The sequence below is a fragment of the Azospirillum sp. UENF 312511 genome (assembly GCF_058780635.1).
In genome coordinates this window covers 1,177,010-1,197,842 of record NZ_JBSNCG010000005.1, presented here as the reverse complement: position 1 = coordinate 1,197,842, position 20,833 = coordinate 1,177,010, and the positions used below count along the sequence as shown (strand labels likewise).

At 66.6% G+C, this 20,833-nt stretch carries 20 protein-coding genes and 4 pseudogenes; 12 read left to right on the top strand and 12 right to left on the bottom strand.

The window, feature by feature from the left end; translation table 11 throughout:
* Nucleotides 1–185: 185 nt before the first annotated feature.
* Nucleotides 186–1,601, bottom strand: a pseudogene (locus ACWPN7_RS33830) (MFS transporter); the annotation flags it as partial.
* Nucleotides 1,602–1,847: 246 nt separating this feature from the next.
* Here ACWPN7_RS33830 and ACWPN7_RS33825 point away from each other — a divergent pair.
* From ACWPN7_RS33825 to ACWPN7_RS33815, 3 genes are all read left to right on the top strand, one after another.
* Nucleotides 1,848–2,300 carry a RidA family protein gene (locus ACWPN7_RS33825; protein ID WP_137106415.1) on the top strand — a complete coding sequence of 151 codons (453 nt, stop codon included), beginning with the start codon at nt 1,848–1,850 and terminating at the stop codon, nt 2,298–2,300.
* Nucleotides 2,301–2,315: 15 nt separating this feature from the next.
* Entirely contained in the window at nt 2,316–2,945 is a 630-nt protein-coding gene (locus ACWPN7_RS33820; RefSeq protein ID WP_200475187.1) for a pyridoxamine 5'-phosphate oxidase family protein, read from the top strand.
* A 110-nt stretch (nt 2,946–3,055) separates the two neighbouring features.
* Nucleotides 3,056–4,348, top strand: a complete 1,293-nt coding sequence (locus ACWPN7_RS33815) for an adenylosuccinate synthase (protein ID WP_200475186.1) — start codon at nt 3,056–3,058, stop codon at nt 4,346–4,348.
* Between the two features lie 83 nt (nt 4,349–4,431).
* Here ACWPN7_RS33815 and ACWPN7_RS33810 read toward each other — a convergent pair whose 3' ends face one another.
* A complete protein-coding gene (locus ACWPN7_RS33810; protein WP_200475185.1) occupies nt 4,432–5,298 on the bottom strand; it encodes an alpha/beta hydrolase in 867 nt (288 codons plus the stop codon).
* A gap of 124 nt (nt 5,299–5,422) precedes the next feature.
* Between ACWPN7_RS33810 and ACWPN7_RS33805 the strand changes: the two genes are divergently transcribed.
* The gene (locus ACWPN7_RS33805; RefSeq protein WP_137106418.1) at nt 5,423–6,223 is read left to right on the top strand and encodes an AraC family transcriptional regulator; all 801 of its coding nucleotides are present in this window, start codon (nt 5,423–5,425) and stop codon (nt 6,221–6,223) included.
* A 148-nt stretch (nt 6,224–6,371) separates the two neighbouring features.
* Here the strand turns inward: ACWPN7_RS33805 and ACWPN7_RS33800 are convergent.
* From ACWPN7_RS33800 to acuR, 4 genes and pseudogenes are all read right to left on the bottom strand, one after another.
* Nucleotides 6,372–6,566, bottom strand: a pseudogene (locus ACWPN7_RS33800) (IS5/IS1182 family transposase); the annotation flags it as partial.
* 525 nt (nt 6,567–7,091) lie between these two features.
* The gene (locus tag ACWPN7_RS33795) at nt 7,092–7,670 is read right to left on the bottom strand and encodes a peroxidase-related enzyme (RefSeq protein WP_200475183.1); all 579 of its coding nucleotides are present in this window, start codon (nt 7,668–7,670) and stop codon (nt 7,092–7,094) included.
* 198 nt (nt 7,671–7,868) lie between these two features.
* Nucleotides 7,869–8,861, bottom strand: a complete 993-nt coding sequence (acuI, locus tag ACWPN7_RS33790) for an acrylyl-CoA reductase (NADPH) (RefSeq protein WP_200475182.1) — start codon at nt 8,859–8,861, stop codon at nt 7,869–7,871.
* Between the two features lie 33 nt (nt 8,862–8,894).
* Nucleotides 8,895–9,536 (bottom strand): acrylate utilization transcriptional regulator AcuR, encoded by a 642-nt coding sequence (acuR, locus tag ACWPN7_RS33785; RefSeq protein ID WP_137106421.1) that lies wholly within the window; start codon nt 9,534–9,536, stop codon nt 8,895–8,897.
* Nucleotides 9,537–9,738: 202 nt separating this feature from the next.
* Between acuR and ACWPN7_RS33780 the strand changes: the two genes are divergently transcribed.
* The gene (locus ACWPN7_RS33780) at nt 9,739–9,978 is read left to right on the top strand and encodes a hypothetical protein (RefSeq protein WP_200475181.1); all 240 of its coding nucleotides are present in this window, start codon (nt 9,739–9,741) and stop codon (nt 9,976–9,978) included.
* On the top strand, nt 9,979–10,188 hold the full coding sequence (locus tag ACWPN7_RS33775) for a hypothetical protein (RefSeq protein WP_137106423.1): 210 nt from the start codon (nt 9,979–9,981) through the stop codon (nt 10,186–10,188). It abuts the gene before it with no gap.
* A gap of 118 nt (nt 10,189–10,306) precedes the next feature.
* Here ACWPN7_RS33775 and ACWPN7_RS33770 read toward each other — a convergent pair whose 3' ends face one another.
* Nucleotides 10,307–10,798, bottom strand: a complete 492-nt coding sequence (locus tag ACWPN7_RS33770; protein ID WP_137106424.1) for an Lrp/AsnC family transcriptional regulator — start codon at nt 10,796–10,798, stop codon at nt 10,307–10,309.
* A gap of 108 nt (nt 10,799–10,906) precedes the next feature.
* On the opposite strand from ACWPN7_RS33770, the gene ACWPN7_RS33765 reads away from it, so the two are divergent.
* The 5 genes and pseudogenes from ACWPN7_RS33765 (at nt 10,907) to ACWPN7_RS33745 (ending at nt 14,408) form a co-directional block, all read left to right on the top strand.
* The gene (locus ACWPN7_RS33765) at nt 10,907–12,130 is read left to right on the top strand and encodes a diaminopropionate ammonia-lyase (RefSeq protein WP_137106425.1); all 1,224 of its coding nucleotides are present in this window, start codon (nt 10,907–10,909) and stop codon (nt 12,128–12,130) included.
* On the top strand, nt 12,127–13,374 hold the full coding sequence (locus ACWPN7_RS33760; protein ID WP_307832581.1) for a Zn-dependent hydrolase: 1,248 nt from the start codon (nt 12,127–12,129) through the stop codon (nt 13,372–13,374). Before ACWPN7_RS33765 ends, ACWPN7_RS33760 begins: the two co-directional genes overlap by 4 nt.
* Nucleotides 13,373–13,876: pseudogene (locus tag ACWPN7_RS33755) on the top strand (ISL3-like element ISAzs13 family transposase); the annotation flags it as partial. The gene ACWPN7_RS33760 and the pseudogene ACWPN7_RS33755, both read left to right, overlap by 2 nt.
* Nucleotides 13,840–14,028, top strand: a pseudogene (locus ACWPN7_RS33750) (transposase domain-containing protein); the annotation flags it as partial. The pseudogenes ACWPN7_RS33755 and ACWPN7_RS33750, both read left to right, overlap by 37 nt.
* Nucleotides 14,025–14,408 carry a DUF3024 domain-containing protein gene (locus ACWPN7_RS33745; protein WP_200475180.1) on the top strand — a complete coding sequence of 128 codons (384 nt, stop codon included), beginning with the start codon at nt 14,025–14,027 and terminating at the stop codon, nt 14,406–14,408. The pseudogene ACWPN7_RS33750 and the gene ACWPN7_RS33745, both read left to right, overlap by 4 nt.
* Before the next feature lie 62 nt (nt 14,409–14,470).
* Here ACWPN7_RS33745 and ACWPN7_RS33740 read toward each other — a convergent pair whose 3' ends face one another.
* The 5 genes from ACWPN7_RS33740 to ACWPN7_RS33720 all read right to left on the bottom strand — a co-directional run bounded on the left by ACWPN7_RS33740 (nt 14,471) and on the right by ACWPN7_RS33720 (nt 19,523).
* Entirely contained in the window at nt 14,471–15,700 is a 1,230-nt protein-coding gene (locus ACWPN7_RS33740; RefSeq protein WP_200475179.1) for an MFS transporter, read from the bottom strand.
* Between the two features lie 147 nt (nt 15,701–15,847).
* Nucleotides 15,848–16,693 (bottom strand): VOC family protein, encoded by an 846-nt coding sequence (locus ACWPN7_RS33735; protein ID WP_200475178.1) that lies wholly within the window; start codon nt 16,691–16,693, stop codon nt 15,848–15,850.
* Entirely contained in the window at nt 16,690–17,805 is a 1,116-nt protein-coding gene (locus ACWPN7_RS33730; RefSeq protein ID WP_200475177.1) for a flavin monoamine oxidase family protein, read from the bottom strand. The genes ACWPN7_RS33735 and ACWPN7_RS33730 overlap by 4 nt, the downstream gene beginning before the upstream one ends.
* 13 nt (nt 17,806–17,818) lie before the next feature.
* Nucleotides 17,819–18,505, bottom strand: a complete 687-nt coding sequence (locus ACWPN7_RS33725) for a cupin domain-containing protein (RefSeq protein WP_200475176.1) — start codon at nt 18,503–18,505, stop codon at nt 17,819–17,821.
* Nucleotides 18,492–19,523, bottom strand: a complete 1,032-nt coding sequence (locus ACWPN7_RS33720; protein WP_200475175.1) for an alcohol dehydrogenase catalytic domain-containing protein — start codon at nt 19,521–19,523, stop codon at nt 18,492–18,494. The genes ACWPN7_RS33725 and ACWPN7_RS33720 overlap by 14 nt, the downstream gene beginning before the upstream one ends.
* Before the next feature lie 183 nt (nt 19,524–19,706).
* Between ACWPN7_RS33720 and ACWPN7_RS33715 the strand changes: the two genes are divergently transcribed.
* Nucleotides 19,707–20,597 (top strand): LysR family transcriptional regulator, encoded by an 891-nt coding sequence (locus tag ACWPN7_RS33715; RefSeq protein WP_200475174.1) that lies wholly within the window; start codon nt 19,707–19,709, stop codon nt 20,595–20,597.
* The last annotated feature ends 236 nt before the right edge of the window (nt 20,598–20,833 follow it).

The following is a 20,833-nucleotide window of genomic DNA, read 5'->3' as shown; positions in this document are numbered from 1 at the left end:
CCAGGTCGATCTGGGTATTTGGGATCTTTAACGTGGAGCTGATGCAATACGCCGCCGGCCATCGCGCCAAACTGTGACAGGTCCGCCTTGTGGCCGCGCGCGGGAGAGCGCCAGGTTCGTACGCTCTCCCGCCAACCCTGTTGCCTTTTCCAACTCCGGCCGGGAGCGGCCGGGGCCGGCTGTCAGGTAGACTGCTGCCGGGAACCAGCGAGGGCCGGCTCGGTCGTCATGTCATCCGTTTGGGTCGCGATCTCTTCCAGCGACCTGCCGCGGGTTTCGATGCCGAATTTGTAGACGACCAGGGCGGCCATCACGAAGCAGGCAGCGCCCAACCCGAACACTCCAGTCTGGCCGGCGACGGGCAGGATGATGCCGACGGTGGTTGGGCCGATGAGGGAACCCAGACGGCCGGCCGTGGAGGACAAGCCGCAACCGGACGCACGCGCTCCCGTTGGGAAGAGTTCCGGCGTGTAAGTGTAGAGGACGGCCCACATACCGAACAGAAAGAACTGCATCAAGAAGCCGGATGCGAAGAGAGCCGGAACGCTCAAGCTGGCCATGGCGACGTAGCCATACGCCATGACGGCGAGGGCTCCGCCGATCAGCGTGATGATGCAGGTCGGCTTGCGCCCCCAGCGCTCAACGGCCCAGGCCGCCCACAGGAAACCGGGGATACCGCCGGTGGAGATGTAGACCGTGTAGAGAACCGACTTCGTCACGTCGAGGCCGGTTTGCTGAAGAAGGGCGCCGAGCCAGGTGCTGAGCCCGTAGAAGCCGAGAAGCGCAAAGAACCACAATGCGCATGCCGTCAGGATGCGGGGGCGGTAGACGCCGGTCCACAGGTCACGCAGGCCGATCGATGCCGGTTCACTCCCCACTGTTCTGGCGAGCACCGGAGGCAGTTGGGTGAGCTTCAGCCTCTTCTTCACGTTCTCTTCGATGCGATCCACGATGGCCGACGCTTGGTCGGCCCGTCCCTGCGATTCCAGCCAGCGGGGGACTCCGGCACGAAACGCCGGACGACGAATAGGAAGAGCGCCGGAACCGCGCCGATTTCGAACATCGTGCGCCAGCCATAGCTCGGCAACACCATGTAGGAAAGCAATCCGGCGCAAATAAACGCGATGGGCCAGTTTCCGTCCATGAGCGCCAAATACTTGCCGCGCTTCTTCGTCGGAATGAATTCGGAGAGCAACGTCTGTGCCAGCGGCAATTCCATCCCCATGCCGATCCCAAGGATGAATCGGTACACCCCAAGCATCAGAGGATCCGTCGCCGTGGAGCACAGATAGCTGCCCACACCCCACACGATCATGCTGATTTGAAAGAGCGGTTTCCGCCCGAACCGGTCCGCGAACAGTCCCGAGCACACCGCGCCGATCGCCATTCCGACAAAGCTGGCGCTTCCCAACATGCCGGCTTCGGCTGTCGTCAGTCCGAATTCCGTTTTTATCGATCCCAAAAGGTACGTCATCATGGCCAGATCGAGATTATCGAAGAAGAACGCCAGGCCAATGATCAGAAGAAGGAACCGGTGATAACCACAAAGCGGCAGCCTTTCCAGCCGATCGCTCGCGTGGATTTTCATTGTGGCCTCCCATAATTGTTCGCACAGGAGACTATCCGCCTTCTGTCGATCCTGCCCGCGAGCAGGCGCCAACCTCTGTCGCAAGAGTGCCAAAATGGCCGCCCCAGCTGACGCGGACCCCGTGGCTGTCGAGGGCCTTCGCCGCGATTGGCGGGAGAACGCGCAAACATGGCGCCCTTGCGCGCGCGGCGGCACGGCGAGACTGCCATAGTCGCGCGTCTCCGACATCCCTTCCTCATTGTTGCAAGGTGGGTTTCACATGGTTTTGAACCGCGATTTTCTTCAGAACGTGCCGGATCTCCAAATGCCTGCAGCGGCCTTCAAACCTTATGTCGTGCATGGCGGGATCGTTCATGTGTCCGGCCAATTGCCGGTCAGGGACGGCAAGCCCGTCTGGGTGGGCCGCGTACCGGGCGCCGTCTCCGTCGATCAGGCTCGGGAAGCCGCTGAACTGTGCGCCCTCAACGTCCTGGCTTGGTTGAAGCACGCCTGCCAGGGCGATTTCGCCCGCGTCGAGCGCTGCGTCCGGCTGGGTGGTTTCGTCGCCGCTGACGAAGGCTTTGCCGACGCACCGGCCATCATCAACGCGGCCTCACAGGTCATGACCACGGCCTTCGGCGAGCGAGGGGAGCACGCCCGCATCGCCATCGGTATCATGAGCCTTCCCTTCGATGCCCCCGTCGAGGTTGAGGCCGTCTTCGCCATCCGCTGATCGGGACGAAGCAGAATGAACAACGCCACCTCCCTACCCGGCTATTTTGACAATGGCATGAGGCGTTCCGACCTTGCGTGGAACGACTGGGAAGCCATTTCGAGATTTCTCGCCGACCAAGTCGTCTGCCGCATCGCGATCCATGACGATCCTTTCCCTTATGTTCTGGCCCAGAGCTATCGGTTCATCGACGGGGTTTTCCTTCTTCACTGTTCCCGTTTCGGGCGAATGGCCGGGCTGATCCGCCGCAACCCGCACGTGACCATCGAAATCGATCATCTGGTCGCCCTGCTGAAGGCACCGAAAGGACAGAACACCAGCTTCGAATATTACAGCGTGCTCGCGCGATGCTGCGTCGATCTGTCGGAGGATCTTGAAGCCGTGCGGCGCCAGCAATATGAGGTTCTGGAGAAATACCGCCCGGAACGCGACTACACGCCGATCGATGATTTCGCGCCGGCACAGATCATGACGTTCCGCTGCAACGTCATGCAGATGTCCGCGAAGAAGCGCATCCTCGCCGATGGCCAGTATTCGCCTCCCGGCCAACCGCAGGCTCCCTATCTGCGGTACCCGTTTCCACCGCCGGCAGCCCTGTCATCGCTGCCGCCGGGCGCCTTCGACCCCAACCGATTCAAGGCTTAACGTTCCGCTTGTGCCGAATGGGCGAGGAACGCCGCCGCTCCCCCCGTCGTGGCCCGAGACCACGGCCGGGGGCTTTTCAGACACGGTTTGACATCATAACGGAGAATCCCATGGCCAACGTCGTGGTGGTCGGCGCCCAGTGGGGCGACGAGGGCAAGGGCAAGATCGTCGACTGGCTGTCCAACCGGGCCGATGTGGTGGTGCGCTTCCAGGGCGGCCACAACGCCGGCCACACGCTGGTGATCAACGGCGTGACGTACAAGCTCAACCTGCTGCCCTCGGGCGTGGTTCGGCCGAACAAGCTATCGGTCATCGGCAACGGCGTCGTCTTCGACCCCTGGGCCTTCATCCGCGAAGTCACGGCGATCAAGAGCCAGGGCGTCGAGGTGTCGCCCGAGACGCTGTTGGTCGCGGAGAACGTGCCGCTGATCCTGCCCGTGCACAGCGCCCTGGACAAAGCGCGCGAGGAGGCCCGCGGCCCCGGCAAGATCGGCACCACCGGCCGCGGCATCGGCCCGGCCTATGAGGACAAGGTGGCCCGCCGGGCCATCCGCCTCTGCGATCTCGGCGACGAGGCCGTGCTGGAGGAGAAGGTCGACGCGCTGCTCGCCCACCACAACCTGCTGCTCCGCGGCCTGGGCGCCCAGGAGATGAAGCCGGCCGACCTGCTCGACCCGCTGCGCGAGATCACGCCGCAGGTGCTGCCGTACGCGTCGGTGGTCTGGAAGACGCTGGACGAGCTGCGCCGTGCCGGCAAGCGCATTCTGTTCGAAGGCGCGCAGGGCCAGATGCTCGACATCGACCATGGCACGTATCCGTACGTCACCTCCTCCAACACGGTGGCCGGCAACGCCGCCGCCGGCAGCGGCATGGGCCCGCGCGCCGTGGGGTACGTGCTGGGCATCTGCAAGGCCTACACGACGCGCGTCGGCTCCGGCCCGTTCCCGACCGAGTTGACTGATGACGTGGGCGAACTGCTCGGCCAGCGCGGCAGAGAGTTCGGGGTGAACACGGGGCGCAAGCGCCGCTGCGGCTGGTTCGACGCCGTCATGGTCCGCCAGGCCGTGAAGACCGGCGGCATCGACGGCATCGCGATGACGAAGCTGGACATTCTGGACGGCTTCGACGAGATCAAGGTGTGCGTCGGCTACCGCCTGGACGGGCAGGAACTGGACTATTTCCCGGCCAACGCCGGCGCCCAGGCCCGCGTCGAGCCGATTTACGAGACCTTCGAGGGCTGGAAGGACAGCACCCGCGGCGCCCGCTCCTGGGCGGAGCTGCCGGCGCAGGCGGTCAAATATGTCCGCCGCGTGGAGGAACTGATCCAGGCCCCGGTCGCCCTGCTCTCCACCAGCCCGGAACGCGACGACACCGTCCTGATGAACGACCCGTTCGCCAGCTGACGGACGAACCCGCGCTCCGGGTGGGGAAAGCCCGGAGCGCGTGCTATCTCCCGGCCATTGGCCGGAGATGAGGAGGGGCGACCTCAGGCCGCGCCGTGCGAGCGGATCAGTCCGACGACCGCCTGGTACAGCGGCTCACGGCGATTGCCCAGCCGATCGCACATGTCGAAATGATGGCCGTCCGTCTGCTCGATCTCCTGGACGGTGAGGCCGGCTTCCCGCCATGCCTGGACATAGACGGCCTGCTGGCGATGGAATTCGCTGGATTCACCACCTCCGACGGAAATCAGCAGCGGCGCCGCCGCGGCCGGAACGCGGAGGATCGGGCTGAACTCCCGCGCGCTGTTCTGATCCAGACGAACCTTTTCGTTGAGATAGCACAGCCGGATCGGCTCCAAGTCGTAAAGGCCGCTCAGGGCGCAGCCGCCCTTCACAAGGTCGGATGGCGCGGACAGACTCCGCCAGTCGGTCGACATCATCATCGCCGTCAGATGCCCGCCGGCCGAGCTTCCGGTGACGTAAATCCGGCCGGGATCGCAGCGGTAGGTTTGAGCGTTCCGATAAAGCCAGAGCAAGGCGTTCTGCACGTCGGAGACGATGTTGGCCATACTCACCGACGGAGCCAGCCGGTAATTGACCGCAGCGAAATTGAAACCGTCTTCGATGTAGGACTTCGCGATGTAGCTGAAGTCCGACTTGTCGAGCGATTGCCAGTAGCCGCCGTGGATGAACACCACGATTGGAGCGTTTTCCCCAGCCGAACAGAACAGGTCGATGGATTGGGCCGCATCGGCGCCATATCGGAGATTCTCGTGGAGATTTGCAGATTGACGGAACTTCTCGCTATCATTCTTCCAACGATCGAAAATGTCGAGATGGTCAGGAATTCCGGCGCGAACATTGTATTCCAAGTCTAGCTGGTCTTGCGTGAAGCTGCGGTAGATGTTCATTGGGCTCTTCCCAAAGTTTGATGTTTAATCTATAACGATACAGTACATTCGTTGCGCGACATTCGCCCTCGCGCTCTCGCCAATTTATGCCTTAAACACGCCAACTCTTGCGGCAGGAGGGGTTATGTTCGGCAAAAGCGAAGACCGGAACGATTACCAGAACACCCCCCGTGCGGTTGCAGCCATGGCCAGGGATCTCCCCGATCAGTTTGTGATTCCCATGCACAGCCATCACCGTTCTCAACTGATCTTCGGCTGCAGCGGCGTCATCACCGTGACGACCGTGGCGGGATCCTGGGTAGTTCCTTCACTCCGGGCCGTCTGGGTGCCCGGCGGCGTCGAACACGAGATGAAGACGTCCGGGCGCGTTGAGATGCGAACGGTCTATGTTGATCCCAGCGCGTGCGGGAATTTGCCGAAAGGCTGCTGCGTCGTGGCAGTCAGCCCGCTCTTGCGGGAATTGATCGTTGCAGCCGTCAGGTTCGACAACGACTATCCGGACGGTGGACGGGAGGACAGGATCATGAGTCTGATTCTGGACGAGATCCGTCCGGCGCCGGTCCTGCCGCTTGATCTGCCCCTGCCCGGCGATCGGAGGCTGTTGAGGATTTGCCAAGCCATTCTGGAGGAGCCCAGTTGCACCACCACCTTGTCGGAATTCGGCAAACAGACGGGCGCCAGCCAACGCACGCTGGAGCGGATGTTCCCTCTGGAAACGGGCATGACATTCTCGAAATGGCGCCAGCAGGCGAGATTGCTGTGTGGCATCCGCATGCTGGCTGAAGGTATGGCGATCTCGACAGTGGCCATCGACTTGGGCTATGAGAGTCCCAGTGCCTTCAGTGCCATGTTCCGGCGGGCGCTTGGCATCGCGCCTTCCGAATATTTCCAGATGATCGACGCCAGAAAAATAGAAGCACTTTAGAGCATGTTTGTAGACGTCACGCAGTAACTGCGGGGCGCGTCAGGCGCGTCAGGCGCCGTGCGAGGATTGAGGCAAAGGCGATTTCGACGAAAGCGACTTTGGCGCACAAATCAACGTCAAGGCGGAGTCGGCCGGCTGGCGGCGGTGATCAGGCGACCTTGCGGGTGGTCGGCATGCCCAAGCGGGTCATGATGTTCATGACCTTGCAGCCGACAGTGGCCTCGACCTTCTGGGCAGGCAAAGTCCGAGCACGGAGGTTGCGCCCGATCAGTTGCTTGTAGCGCATCATGGCCACCTCGCCCAAGGAGCGGCGGCCATAGTGGACCGCCCGCTGCCAGCCCAACGTAAGCGTTGTCTGTGGGCTGCCTTGCGGGAGCAGTGGGCCGCGTGCTGAAAGCTGGGCGTCGGCGACGCCGGAGGGTGTGGCCGGCTTGGCATCGTGGCAAGCAGCGTGGTTTGCACTGTGGCAGTCCAGCGTATCGAGGTCATCACTGGCGCCGGCGGGCGGCGGACCTATTCGCCCGAGGAGAAGATCCGCTTGGTGGGCGAAGCCCACGCTGGACGTGGCGCCGTCGCCGCGGTGGCACGCCGCCACGGGGCACCGTCAACTTGGCGGCCGACGGGTTGCCAGCGGCGGGCGAAGCGGGTTATGGAGCGCCATGGCAACGCGCTCCGATCCGATGTACGCCGGCTACCGGCAACCCGTCGGCCGCCAAGTTGACGGTGCCTAACTGAAGCCAAGGCAAACCTGCCCTCGCGATTTCGCTGAGGGAGGGGCGTGAGGCGCAACAAAACGGAAGCGGAAGCCTCAGTTTCGGGGCCGCTCCTGTTGGCCTCAGCCCGCGATACAGGGTCGTCGTGGGGGCCTTCAGCGGCCCAGCGTGTAGAATTCGTCGTTCGGTCGCATGCTCGTGACATTCGCCAAGCGATTCGACATTCCAAAGAATGCGGCAATTGCGGCGATATCCCACACATCCTCTTGGTCAAAGCCATGGCCGGCCAAGGTGGCAATATCGTCGTCTCCGATTGCGTAGGCTTCGAAGGCAACTCTCATAGCGAAATCCAGCATCGCCTTTTGGCGCTCCGTGATGTCGGCCTTGCGGTAGTTGATGGCGACCTGATCGGCGATCAGGGGGTTCTTCGCCCGGATACGCAGGATGGCGCCGTGGGCGACAACACAATACTGGCACTGGTTCGCGTTGCTGGTCGCGACAACGATCATCTCACGCTCGGCCTTGCTCAGATTGCCCGGCTTATCCATCAGGGCATCATGGTAGGCGAAGAAGGCGCGGAATTCCTCGGGTCTGTGAGCAAGAACGAGGAAGACGTTGGGTATGAAGCCGGACTTCTCTTGAACGGCGAGCAGCCGATCGCGGATGTCCGCCGGCATCTCCGACAGGGCGGGAACGGGGAAGCGGCTGATCGGCATTTGGGCTGAGCTGGTCATGGGACATCTCTCCAACTGAGGCGCGGCAACGGCCGGCGGATTGAAACGATGACGAGGTCCTTGTCACGCGGAGCGACGCGCTGCGTGGGCGATTTGACTTGAGAGTCCTAAAGCTGCTTCGCGCCGGTAATATTCAGGCAGATACCAGCCTGTTCGAGAGCGGGCGATATGGAGGAGCGGAAGACGCCTGGAAATGCTTTACGCCATCTCCGTCCCAATCGGGACGATGATTCGGCCACGAATTTGGCCGTCGAGCAGACGAGCCGCCGCGGAGATAACATCGGGCAAGCCGACCTCCTCCGTCAGCGCGTCCAGCTTGTCCAAATCAAGGTCCTCGGACAGCCGTCGCCAAGCCTCGATGCGCAACTCCTTGGGGCACATGACGCTGTCAACCCCGGCCAGGGTTACACCGCGCAAAATGAATGGCGCCACGGTCGTGGGCAGCGACATTCCGCCAGCGAGTCCGCAGGCGGCCACCGTGCCGCGATACTTCATGGCCGCGCAGACATTCGCGAGGACCTGGCCGCCCACGACATCCACGGCGCCGGCCCAACGCTCCTTGGCCAGCGGTTTGCCGGGCTCCGTGAATTGCGCGCGATCGAGCACGTCCTTCGCCCCCAGCGCCCTGAGGTAGACCGCTTCTTCCGGGCGGCCGGTCACGGCCACGACATCGTAACCGAGCTTTGACAGCAACGCCACGGCGACGCTGCCAACCCCGCCGGCCGCACCCGTGACGAGGACTTCCCCCTTGTCCGGCGTGACGTCATGCCACTCAAGCGCCATCACGCAGAGCATGGCCGTATAGCCGGCCGTTCCAATCGCCATCGCCTGGCGCAACGTGAACGGGCTTTGCAGCGGGACGAGCCAGTCGCCGTTGACCCGTGCCTGTTGCGCAAGGCCGCCCCAGTGCTGCTCACCGACCCCCCAGCCGTTGAGAACGACCTTGTCTCCGGTTTTGTAGGCGGGGTGGTCCGAATGTTCGACAACGCCGGCAAAGTCGATGCCTGGGATCATCGGAAAGCTGCGGACGACCGGGGCCTTCCCCGTGATGGCCAGGGCATCCTTGTAGTTCAGCGTCGAGTACGCAACGCGGACGGTCACGTCGCCTGGCGGCAGGCGCTGGTCGTCCACGTCAGACAAGCTGCTACGGACGTCTCCACCGTCCTTCTCGATCAAGATGGCCTGAAACATCGAATTCTCCAGAGAGTTGGTTTTGTTTGATTTTCAAGGCCGCAACGCGGCGAAGAACCCACGGGCGAACGCGTCGAGCGGTGCCGGGCTCCGCTCCAGCCTCGCCCGCAACACGGCGCCTTCCCACCCGATCCAGAAGAAGGCGGCGAGATGGTCGCAATCCTCATGAGCCGCTAGTTGCCCAGCCTCCTTCGCCGCCTGAAGACAGCGGGCTGTGCGCTCTTGCCAATCCAGGAAGACGTGATGCAGCTTCTCGCGGAAGGGTTCCGGAAGCGTACCCATCTCCTGGCCAAGGTTGCCCACGAGGCATCCTCGGCGAAACCCATGCCGCGCCATGCCCGCCTTGGCGTCCTCGATAAAATCAAGGAGACGCTGCAGCGGAAGGCGTGTCTCGTCCATGAACCAATGATCAATCTTTCTGGCAAAATAGCTTGCATAGGCCGCAATGAGGGCGCCGCCGAACTCCTCCTTGCTTGCAAAATAATAATAAAAAGATCCCTTTGGTACACCGGCAGCAGTGAGAATTTCATCAATGCCCACTGCGGAAAACCCTTTTTCCGTAAGTATGGCGACCCCGGTGTTGATAAGTCGTTCTTTCGTGCCTTGGTAAGACCCATCCTGTTTTGGAGGGCGCCCTCGGCGGCGGTGCGTGGGAGGAGGATCGGCTATGGTCATGGCGGCGAATTTAGACCGGTCGTCTATAAAATAGGAACAGGAATATATGCCGATCGCGGCCGGTCGGCTGTGGCTGGAGTGCGGCACTGCTCCAGCACCCCGACACCGCCGTCCACCGCTCCGCACCAACCGGCTACCGTGCCTCGCTCATCGCTGGCAAGGCGGGGCTCTGCAGCTGCTTACGAGCGTTGGGGAGCTTCTGATGGCCCCCTTCCCGGCCGTGCACCCGGCCCCGCTCTTCGGCAGCGAAGCGGTCGAAGCCCACCGCGCCGCGCTCACCACCGGATCGGTCGATCTCGGGATGGCCCCGGAAAGCGTCTCCGGTCTGGCCAAAGCCATCGCGCGTGCCATCGCCGGGACGCTGCCGATTCCCAGCTTTCCCGATCGTCTGATCCCGCTGGTTTTGCGCCTTCTGCCCGGGGACGGAGGAGGTGCCGTGTAGGTGGTGTACGCAACCGAGGGGTTTGAGCGGGTGACGCTCTTCGCCGCAGACGACGACCGCTTCGCGGTGACCGCTCCGGTGGCGGTGGTTTTGAACGGCGTGTCGGTGGTGTACTGGCGCCAGGGGCAGCACCTCTACGCGCTCTGCGCCGAACTGCCACCGGACACGCTTCTCGCTTTGGCCGAGGCGGCACGCGCCTCCTGGTTCTGACCAGCCTCTCCCTGGTGTCCTGAGAACGGCCATCCTGCCTGGGCGGCGGCGTCGCCGACGCGGCTTGATCAGGAAAGCCGCGCCGGGTGGTGGCCGGGACCTGAGCTTGGGGTCGGCATCAGGTGGAGACCAAGACCGAGAGCCCCACCTTGACGCGGTCCATCGCGACGAAGGTGCGGAACCTCTTCACGTTCGGGTTCCCGAAGAACAGCCGGCGGGTGACGGCCTCGTACTCACCCATGCTGCCGACCGTCAGCACGAGGAGGAAATCCGTGTCGCCGGCGACGTAGTAGCATTGCTGCACCTCCGGTGCCGCGACGAAGCTGGCCTTCGCGGCGTCAAGCAGGTCGACCCGCTCGCTTTCCACGTCGACCGCCACCAGAACCGTGAGCGGGCGCCCGACGCAGGCCGGGTCGACAATGGCCACATTGGCTTGGATCACCCCATCCTCCTCCATACGCCGGATTCGGCGTTGGACGGCGGCCGCCGACAGGTTGACCGCCTCGCCGATCGTGCGCTGCGGCGTGGTGTTGTCGCGCTCCAGGATGGACAGGATGGCAAGATCGAACCCGTCCAGTCCGGCCGCCGGCGATCCTGTGCGGCGCCCCATGAAACCCTCCCTCAAACGATACAAACTTGCATTTCCCGCCTCCAGTTAGCGCGCCTGTCTCGCTGGCAATGCAATAACTTTGCAGCACCTCAGCCATGACAAACGGCCATGCTCCTCCTCAACCGCCACCCTGCTCACCGCAAGCCCCTAATTCCTGCCCACGCCGCTCTGCTCGGCGCCCCTGCGGCCGATGAGGTCGAGCGCTTCCTGGCGCATCGCCCGAACCATGCGCCGACCCCTTTGCACGGGCTTCCGGCGCTCGCGGACGAGCTGCGCGTCGGCTCGATCCACATCAAGGATGAAGGGCAGCGCCTGGGCCTTGGCAGCTTCAAGGCGCTGGGCGGCTCCTACGCGGTCATCCGCCTCGTGCTCGAACAGGCCACCCGCCGTCTCGGCCGGCCGGTGGACATCGGCGACCTGCACGCGCCCGAGGTGCGGGCGGTTGCCGGCGGGATGACCGTCGCCTGTGCCACCGACGGCAACCACGGCCGTTCAGTCGCCCAGGGCGCCCAGCTCGTCGGCGCCCGCGCAGTGATCTTCGCCCATTCCGGTGTCAGCGATGGACGGGTGGCGGCGATCGCCCGGTACGGCGCCGAGATCGTTCGGGTTCGGGGCACCTACGACGACAGCGTGGCGGAAGCTTCGCGCGTCTGTGCGGAGACGGGCTGGATCACCGTATCGGACACCTCCTGGCCGGGCTATGAGCGCATTCCCGGCCTCGTCATGCAGGGTTACACCGCGCTGATCCGCGAGGCCCTGCGCAGCATGCCCGCGCCGCCCACCCATGTGTTCCTGCAGGCCGGCGTCGGAGGCTTCGCCGCGGCGGTCGCCGGACATCTGGCCGTCCTGTTCGGCGAGGAGCGCCCGGCCGTCGTCGTTGTCGAGCCGGCCCGGGCTGCCTGCCTGTTCGACAGTGCGAAGGCGGGCCGGCCGCTGCGCATCGACCATGGCGAACCGACGGTCATGGCGATGCTCGAATGCTACGAGCCGTCGCTGGTCGCATGGCGTATCCTGTCCAGGGCCGCCGATGCCTTCATGACGGTGGACGAGGAGGACGCGGTCGGGATCATGAACCGCCTCGCGCGTCCAAACGGGAACGACCCGGCGATCGTCGCCGGCGAGAGCGGCGGGGTCGGATTGGCCGGGCTCCTGGCCGTCGCCCGGGACGCCGGTGCCCGCGAGACACTCGGCCTCGATCACCGGTCCCGCGTGCTGGCGATCAACACCGAGGGGCCGACCGATCCGGGGCGCTACCGCCAGTTGGTCGGCCTCGACCCAGCCGACGGACCGTTGCCGCACACCCTGCCCGCAAGCGAAGGAGACCACCGGTGAACACACGGTCTGTGAACACGCTGTCGATCGATGCCGGACGGCTGCTTGGTCGCCTTCAGGAGTTGGGCCGGATCGGCCACGACGAACAGGGCCGCCTTGCCCGGGTGGCCGCGACCGACGCCGACAAGGCGGGACGCGACCGGCTGGTCGGCTGGATGAAGGAGGCCGGGCTGGAGATCGCCGTCGACCGGATCGGCAACGTCTTCGGCATCTGGGCGGGGGCGGCCGATCCCCGTCCCGTCATGGTCGGCTCCCACATCGACACGGTCGTCAACGCCGGCATCTATGACGGCACCTATGGCGTCCTGGCCGGGCTTGCGGTGATCGAGACGCTTCAAGCCGCAGGATTCGTGCCGCGGCGGCCGATCGTCGTCGTCGCCTTCACCAACGAGGAAGGGGCCCGCTACGCACCCGACATGATGGGGTCGCTCGTCTATGCTGGCGGCCTGGGCGTCGAGGAGGCTCTGGCGACCGTCGGCACCGATGGCAGCGTTCTCGGCGAGGAGTTGGCGCGCATCGGCTATGCCGGCGACCGGGAGCCCGGGTTCCTCAAGCCTCACGCCTATGTGGAACTGCACATCGAACAGGGCCCCATCCTGGAGCAGGTGGGTCTTCCAATCGGCGCGGTGGAGACCCTGCAGGGCATCTCCTGGCAGCGCGTGACGATCAAAGGCACGGCCAACCACGCGGGCACCACACCGATGTCGATGCGCCGGGACGCCGGACAGGCGGCCGCCCGCGTCATGACCTTCCTACGCGACCATGTGACCCGCTCACACGCGCAATCCGTGGCGACGGTCGGCTGCCTGCGTCTGGAGCCCGACGTCATCAACGTGATCCCGTCGCGTGCGACCTTCACCGTCGACTTGCGCGATCCCGACGAGAGCCGGCTGCGGGACGCGGAAGCCGCGCTCGCCCGCTTCCTCGACGAGCTGTCCGTCGAGGAGCAGGTGCGGATCTCGGTCGAACGGCTGGCGCGCTTCGAGCCGGTCCTCTTCGACGAGGCTCTGGTCGAACGGATCGAGGAGGCCGCGAGCCGACGGGGCCTGCCCTCGCGGCGGATGACCTCGGGGGCTGGCCACGATGCGCAGATGATCGCCCGCATCGCGCCCTCGGCGATGATCTTCGTGCCGAGCCATCAGGGGATCAGCCACAACCCCCGCGAACATACCGAACCGCAGGATCTGGCTGCCGGAGCGGATGTGCTGCTGGACGTCGTCATGCAACTCTGCGCTGCGCCCTGATTGGCTGCGTGAGATTCTCACTGGTCATCATCGGGATCTGCGGGCGGCGGCCAAGCTGGCCATCGCTCCCGTCGACGAAACCGGACAAGAGGCGCCCGCACCGCAGCCCGATGAAGGTGGCAAACCACCGACCCGTCGTGAACAGCGGAGCGCCGGCATCCAAGCCGCCCGCCAACCCCGTTTCGAGGAGGTCGTCGCGCTGGACGCTCGCGGCTGGTCGCAAACCCGCATCGGCCAGACGCTCGGCCTCGACCGCAAGACGGTGCGGGTATGGCTGCGGTCCGGGCAGCCACCTCCCTGGCGCCAACCGGCCAAGGGCAGCCAGGTCGATCCGGTCCTCGGCCATCTGCGTCGGCGCTGGGACGAAGGGTGCCACAACGCCGCCCGACCCTGGCGGGAGATCAAGGCCCTCGGCTTCAACGGTCAGCGGACCACGGTCCGGGACTGGGCACGACCTCTGCGACAGACCATTCCGGGCAGCGGGCGGCGATCCTCTACGGCTTGATTGCCACGGCCAAGATGAACGACGTCGATCCCCAGGCATGGCTCGCCAACGTCCTCGCCCGCATCGCCGACATCCCACAGACCCGGCTCCACGAATTGCTCCCCTGGAACTGGCCGCGGGCGGCGGAGATGAAGGAGGCTGCCGCATGACGTCCCCGCGTCGCTCCGCCGGACCATCAGAAGCCGAAAAGGCCGCCATCATCGCGGCCTGCCAGAACTTCATCGACGAGGTGCTGAAGCCCCGCTTCCTGCCGATCATCCGCCCGACCGCGTTCAACTATCCGATCGACATCTCGGGCAAATGGCGCGGGAACCGCTATCGCTTCCTGCAACGCTATCGATCCGGCTTTCCCGAGAACCTCGGCGAAGAGTTCGACAGCCCATCCACCCGCCTCGACTGGAGGGGCCGCGACCGCTTCGACATCCAATGGTTCCGCCATACCGGAACGTGGCACTGCCTCTATCGTGACGTGTCGCTGGCCGAAGCCCTGAAAATCCTGGAAACCGACGGGATCTTGCATCCCCTATAGCACAATCTCCGCGGCGCTCACCGGAGCGATACGCTGAGGCCCGCGTCGGTAGGGCGCCAGCTTCAGCCAACTTGGCGTGCGGGGCGAAGGACCGCTGTGGCGGCGAGAGCGGCCAACGCCACCGCGAGGGGAAGGAACGACACCCAGAGGACGGTGTTCCAACCGTATGCCGTCAGCAGGCCGCCGGAGGCGAAGGAGCCGACAGCCATCGTCCCGAACACGATGAAGTCGTTGAGCGACTGGACCCGCGTCTTCTCCTCGGGGCGGTGGCACTCCAGCACGAGGGCCGACGCACCCAGGAAACCGAAGTTCCAGCCGACGCCCAGCAGGATAAGGCTGACCCAGAAATGCGCCACATCCATCCCGGCCAACCCGACCGCGGAGGCGGCGGCGATCAGCGCCAACCCGGCGGTCGCCATGCGGGGAGCGCCGAAGCGGGTGATCAGCCGCCCGGTGAAGAAGCTGGGGGCGTACATTGCGATCACGTGCCACTGCAGGCCGAGATTCGCGGTCTCCTGCGGCAGGCCGCACAGCCGCATCGCCAGGGGGGCGGCCGTCATAAGGAAGTTCATCAGCAGATAAGACACCAGCCCGCAGATAACGGCAGTGATGAAGCAGGGCTGCCGCGCGACGGCGCCGAGCGGACGGCCGCCAGCGACCTCCGCTGCGCTCGACATCGGAAGCTGGACCCCAACCAGGACGAGGGCGGACACGGCAGCCACGGCGGCCTGCGCCAGATAGGTGGCCGCGAACAGGTGCGGTGGCCACAGGGTCATCGTGTGGATGACGAGCTGCGGACCGATGACCCCGGCGAACACCCCGCCCGCCATCACGGCGGACATGGCGCGTGGCCGGCGCTCCGGCGGGGCGCAATCGGCGGCGGCGAAGCGGAAGGAGAGCACCACGGCAGCGTAGGCCCCACCGAAGATCATCGCTGCGCAGAACAGCCAGAAGGAGCCCAGCGCGACGCCGAGGGCGGACAGCAGGCCGACGAGCACACCGCATCCCGTTCCCGCCATAAAGGCGGCGCGGCGGCCGTGGCGCCGGGCGATGGCGCCGGCCGGCAGCGTGCACAGCGCCATCCCCACGACGAAGATGGAGATCGGCAGCGTCGCCAAAGCCGGGTCGGGCGCCAGTGTGTTGCCGACGATGGCGCCCGTCGCGTAGATGACCACCGCGTTCGCGCCGGCGAGCGCCTGCGCGACGGCAAGGCGCAGGACGTTGCCGCGCTCGTGGGCATGCGGGCGCGCGGGCGCAGCGGCCGTGTCGGGGCCGGCTTCGAGTGATGACATTGCGGTTCTCTGATTTCGCCTGGAGGTCGGCCTCCGACGGAGGCCGACGAGCCGAAGGCTGTCTTGTTGGTGAAGGATCACGAGCGGAAATGGCGGCGGTTCACGACGGCCTGACGGCCGCGCCTGAGCTTTGTCCTCAGGCCCCTGCTACCGCGTCCCGGCTGTGCCGAACTGGATCGCCACGCCAAACGCCTCGGCCGGTCCAACCGTCACGGCATCGCCGTCGGTCCGGAACGGCATGTTCCGGCGCCGGAGACGCTCCGCCACGGCGGCCGGATCGGCGGTGGCAACCCGGTAGCTCGTGCCGCCGGACGCGCCCGCCCCCGAGGCGACGATCAGCCGGCCGCCGCCGCGGAGCGGAAAGACGAGGCCCCGCTCACCGCCGGGCCTGCCGACGCTGCCGGTGAAGCCGGCGAGGAAATCCGCGTGCTCCGACGGGTCGGGCACCTCCAGGGTCACCGATCCGACATCGAGGGCGCCGTTCGGGTGCTGCTGGAAGGCGGGGTTCCAGAAGTTTTCGGGATGATGCTGCTGACAGACGAAGAAGGCGGTGTCGGGCAGGCGCGGGTCGAGCGCGAAGGCCAAGGAGAAGGCGACCACGGTTTCGCGGCCGTCGGGCCGGCGGCCCTTGCGCTCGAAGTGGAAGGGCTCGAACCGGCCGATCCCCGTCCGCGCGAACGCCGTCGCATCGGCCGGCGCGTCGGTGCTATCGAGCACGACCATGGCCAGCCCCTCGCGCCTCTCCAGGCGGTCGCGCACGAAGGCGCCGAAGCTGAAGCGGCCGGGCGCGTGCGGCGGGATCCGCGCGCCGTCGCCGATGGTGATCAGTTCCAGGAAGGACGATCGGAACTGGATCAGCCGGTTCTCGGTGCCCCAGGGATGGCGGTTGCGGGCGCCCACCTGGAAGCCGAGCCCCTCGTAGACGGCGGCGGCCCGGTCGAGGTCGTGGACGGCCAGCACGAGATGGTCGATCCGTCGGTGCGAAAACGTCATGCCCCTGCTCCCGTCTGGTCCTGCAAGCGCCGGCTCACCACCGCCACGGCCCGTTCGGACGCCTCCACGGCGCCCGCGAGATAGCCGGCTTCGCGCGGGCTGACCTCGCTGCCCGCCAGCGTCAGCCGGTCCCGCCACGGGCCCTGTACCCAGGTCTCGGCCGGCGTGGGGTGGCCGGCGGACAGCGGATCGGCCTCCGTCGCGGTCAGGGGATCGGCGGCCCAGTCCTTCCACAGTGTAGCGCGCGGGCCGGCCGCCTCCGGTCCGAAGATGCGGGCGAACTGCGCGAGGCACGCCTTGGTCAGCGCCGCCTCCCCCATGCGGGCGCGCTCGGCCGCAGCGACGCCGAGGAAGCCGAAGAGCGCCGCCTGCCCCGAGGCGGTGGTGGCGTCATGGATCTCCGGCATCGGCCCGACCATGCTCTGCGCCGTGCCGGAAAAGCCGGCCGCGCGCCAGAACGGACGATCGTAGAGGGCGAAGAATTTGGCGTGGGGCGCCATCCAGGTCGGCGTCTCCCGCCAGAGTCCCCGCGTCTCCGGCGGCAGGTCGGGAGAAAACCGCAGGGTGCGTTCCAGCAGGCGCGGCGGCAGGGCGGCGACAACCTGTCCGGCGCGCATGGTCTCGTCACGGCCGTCGGCGAGGCGCAGCGACAGCTCGACGCCATCCTCGCGGAGCCGCAGGGCCGTGACCCGGGCGCCGGTCCGGAGCCGGTCGGGCGGGATCGCCGCCGCCAGAGCCCGGATCAGCGCGGCGGAACCGCCGGCGAGGCGCAGCGACCGCGGCTCCTGGTCGAGGCCGGGGAGGCGATGGGGCGGTTCGCGCGACATCCGCTCGAACACCACGTCGCCCTCGCCATGCTGGGCGAAGCTCGGCAGACCCAGCTCGGCGACCAGCGCCCCGATGGCGGGCTGCATCTCCGGCCAGAACCAGGAGGGGCCGAGATCGAAGCCGTCCGTGTCCGGCTCGCCCGCCGCGTTCACAGTCAGGATGCGGCCGCCGAGCCGGTCCCGGGCCTCGTAGAGCCGGACATCGACACCGGCCCGGTGCAGCAGACGCGCCGCGTTGAGCCCGGCCAAACCGCCGCCGAGGATGGCGACCTCTGTCTCCGTCATGTCGGCTGTCTCCTCAGCGGCGTTCGGGCATCGGCAGGATGTCGGGGTGCTGCAGCGGCGCGTCCTTGATCCACAGGCGGGCGCCCTCCGGTCCGATGCTGGCGGTGAAATCCTGCCCCGCCGGGAGCCGGCACCAGCATTGCGGCGCGAGCGTTTCGCCGCCATGGACGAGGCGGCCGGACACCACAAGCAGTTCAAGACCGCGCCGGTTCGGGACCGTCACCGCCGCGCCGGGCCTCCAATCCTCGATCACGACCCGCTCGGCGCTGTCGCTGAAGAGCAGCCGCGATGCCATCACCCCGTCGTGCAGCGGCGCCGCTTCGCCCTCGCCGGGCTGTTGGACGATTGGCGTGCGGTCGCCCTCGCCGAACTGCCAGAGCCGCACGAAGATCGTGCAGCCGTCCGCCGCGGCGGGGCGGTGGCTCGTGCCGGGCGGGTTGCGGACATAGGTCCCGACGGGATAATCGCCGTGCTCGTCCTGAAAAATGCCGCCGAGCACGAGGAACTCCTCGCCCCCGGAATGGACATGGGCGGGAAAGGCGCTGCCCCTGGCGTAGCGGACGATCGAAGTGGCGCGGGCCACCTCCCCGCCCTCGCGGTAGAGCATCCGGCGCTCGACGCCGGCGACCGGGCTCGGCACCCAGTCGTGGGTCCCGGCCTGAACGGTGACGGGCCGGCTCAGATCGTCATTGAGGCGCAACGGATCCTCCCATGGTCAGCACCATCCGGAACGTCACCGCGCCGGACAGCATCCGGTGGACGGCCTCGTTGGCCCGTTCCAGCGGCAGGGTCTCGATCCGCGGGCGGGCGCCGGTCAGCACGCTGAAATCGAGCGTCCGCTCGCTGTCGTAGGGCGAGCCGGTGATCGAGCCGACGACGGACCGTTCGCCGCTCACCAGCGGCGCCGTCGCCACGGCCAGCGGGTCCTTGCCGATGCCGAGCAGCACCAGCCGCCCCTCCGGCGCCAGCCCCGGCATCACCGACGCGACCACGCCCGTGTCGCCGATGGTCGAGAGCAGCGCCTTGGCACCCCCGAGTGCGGTCAGCACCGCGGCGGCGTCCTCGCGCTCCGTGTCGACATAGCGGTGCGCGCCGAGATCCAGCGCGTCGGCCGCGATATCCGCGCCGCGGCCGATGGCGATCACGCGGAAGCCCATCCGGCGCGCGTACTGCAGCGCCATGTGGCCGAGGCCGCCGATGCCGAGCACGGCGACCGTATCGCCCGGTCCGGCGCCCGAGGCCTTCAGCCCGTTGAAGGTGGCGAGTCCCGCGCAGAGGATCGGCGCGGCCTCCGCCAAAGAGAGGTCGTCGGGGATGGAGACGCGGCCGGTGGCGCGCGCGGTCATCCTCTCGGCATAGCCGCCGTCGCGGGTCGAGCCCATGACCGGCTGCTGCCGGCACAGGTGGAACTTGCCCTGGCGACACTCCCGGCAGTTGCCGCAGTGCCCGCCGAAGCGGCCGACGCCGACACGCTGGCCGACGCTCCAGATCGCCGGCACTTGTGGCCCGAGGGCCATGATCCGCCCGACCACTTCGTGACCGGGAACCCGGCGCAGCGCCGGATCGGCCCTCTCGATGTCGCCACGGTCGGCGCCGCAGACGCCGCAGGCCTCGACCGCAATCAGCACCTCGCCCGTTTCCGGAACCGGGACGGGCCGCTCGACAAGCGCGAGGTGGCCCGGAGCGGTGATCGCCATCGCGCGATGGGTTGCCGTCATCGTCCATGCCCTCCGAGAGCGTTCAGGCCCGCCGTCAGCCGCGCGATTGCTTCGTCGAGACGGAAATTGGAGGCGGTGCTCATTCTGATCTCCGGTCTGGTCACGGGGCGCGTTGACCTCGTCCTATCAGACGGTCATCATAAACAAAAATGCGATGATCTTATCGAACCATGAATGATTTGCATGATGCTTGATCGCCATCACCTCGTCATCCTGCGCGAAGTCAGCCGCGCCGGCAGCGTCACGGCGGCGGCGGAGCGGATGAACCTGAGCCAGCCGGCCATAAGCCACGCCATCGCCAAGCTCGAGGCGCAGCATGGGGTCGGCGTCTGGCGCAAGACGGGGCGCACCCTGCAACTGACCCAGGCGGGAGCGTACCTGCTGGCACTCGCCGAACGGCTGGTGCCCGAGTTCGAGCATGCCGAGCGCGTGCTGGCGGACATGGCGCGCGGCCGCCGGGGGGCGCTCCGGATCGGGATGGAGTGCCATCCTTGCGAGACGTGGCTGATGCGGGTCACCGGCCCGTTCCTCGTCGAGTGGCCGGACGTCGACCTGGAGGTCCGCACCGCCTTCCGTTTCGACGGCATCGCCGCGCTTCAGGCGCACGAGATCGACCTGTTGGTCACGCCCGATCCAGTGCACGCGCCCGACCTGCGCTTCCAACCTGTGTTCGACTATGAGTTGGTGCTGGCCGTTCCCCGCGCGCACCGGTTGGCCGGGCGCGCCTTCATCGAGCCCGCCGACCTCGTCGACGAGAGCCTGCTGAGCGTGCCGGTCACACCGGACCGGCTGGACATCTACACGCGTTTCCTGATCCCCGCCGGCTGCCGGCCGCGCCGCCACGTCGGCATCGAGACGACCGAACTGATGCTCCAGCTCGTGGCGGCGGGGCGCGGGGTGAGCGTGCTGCCCGACTGGCTGCTGCAGGAGGAGGGCGCGGGCATGCCGATCGCTGCGTTGCGGATCGGGCCGGCGGGACTTCCCAAGAGCATCAACCTCGGCCTGCGCGCCACCGACGTGGAAACTGATTACCTCAGGGGCTTCATCGAGCTTGCGGGTCGAATCAGGCACTGACTCCAGACAAGCCTTCCAGGCCGCCGGGTGCTTCCCGCCCCGCTGCTTCGGTTAGGTGCCTGGCGGCTGCGGCGGACAGCTTGCGAAGCAGAGCCCGGCGTTCACGGGCACGGAGTTTTTTCGGCAACGGTCCATGAGCCTCCAGAACCTGCCGGACCGCATCCAGGATGTGTGGACTGATTGTCAGGAAAGGGGGGTTCCGTCAGGTGTCGCGCCACGCCTGAGCTGACGATGCA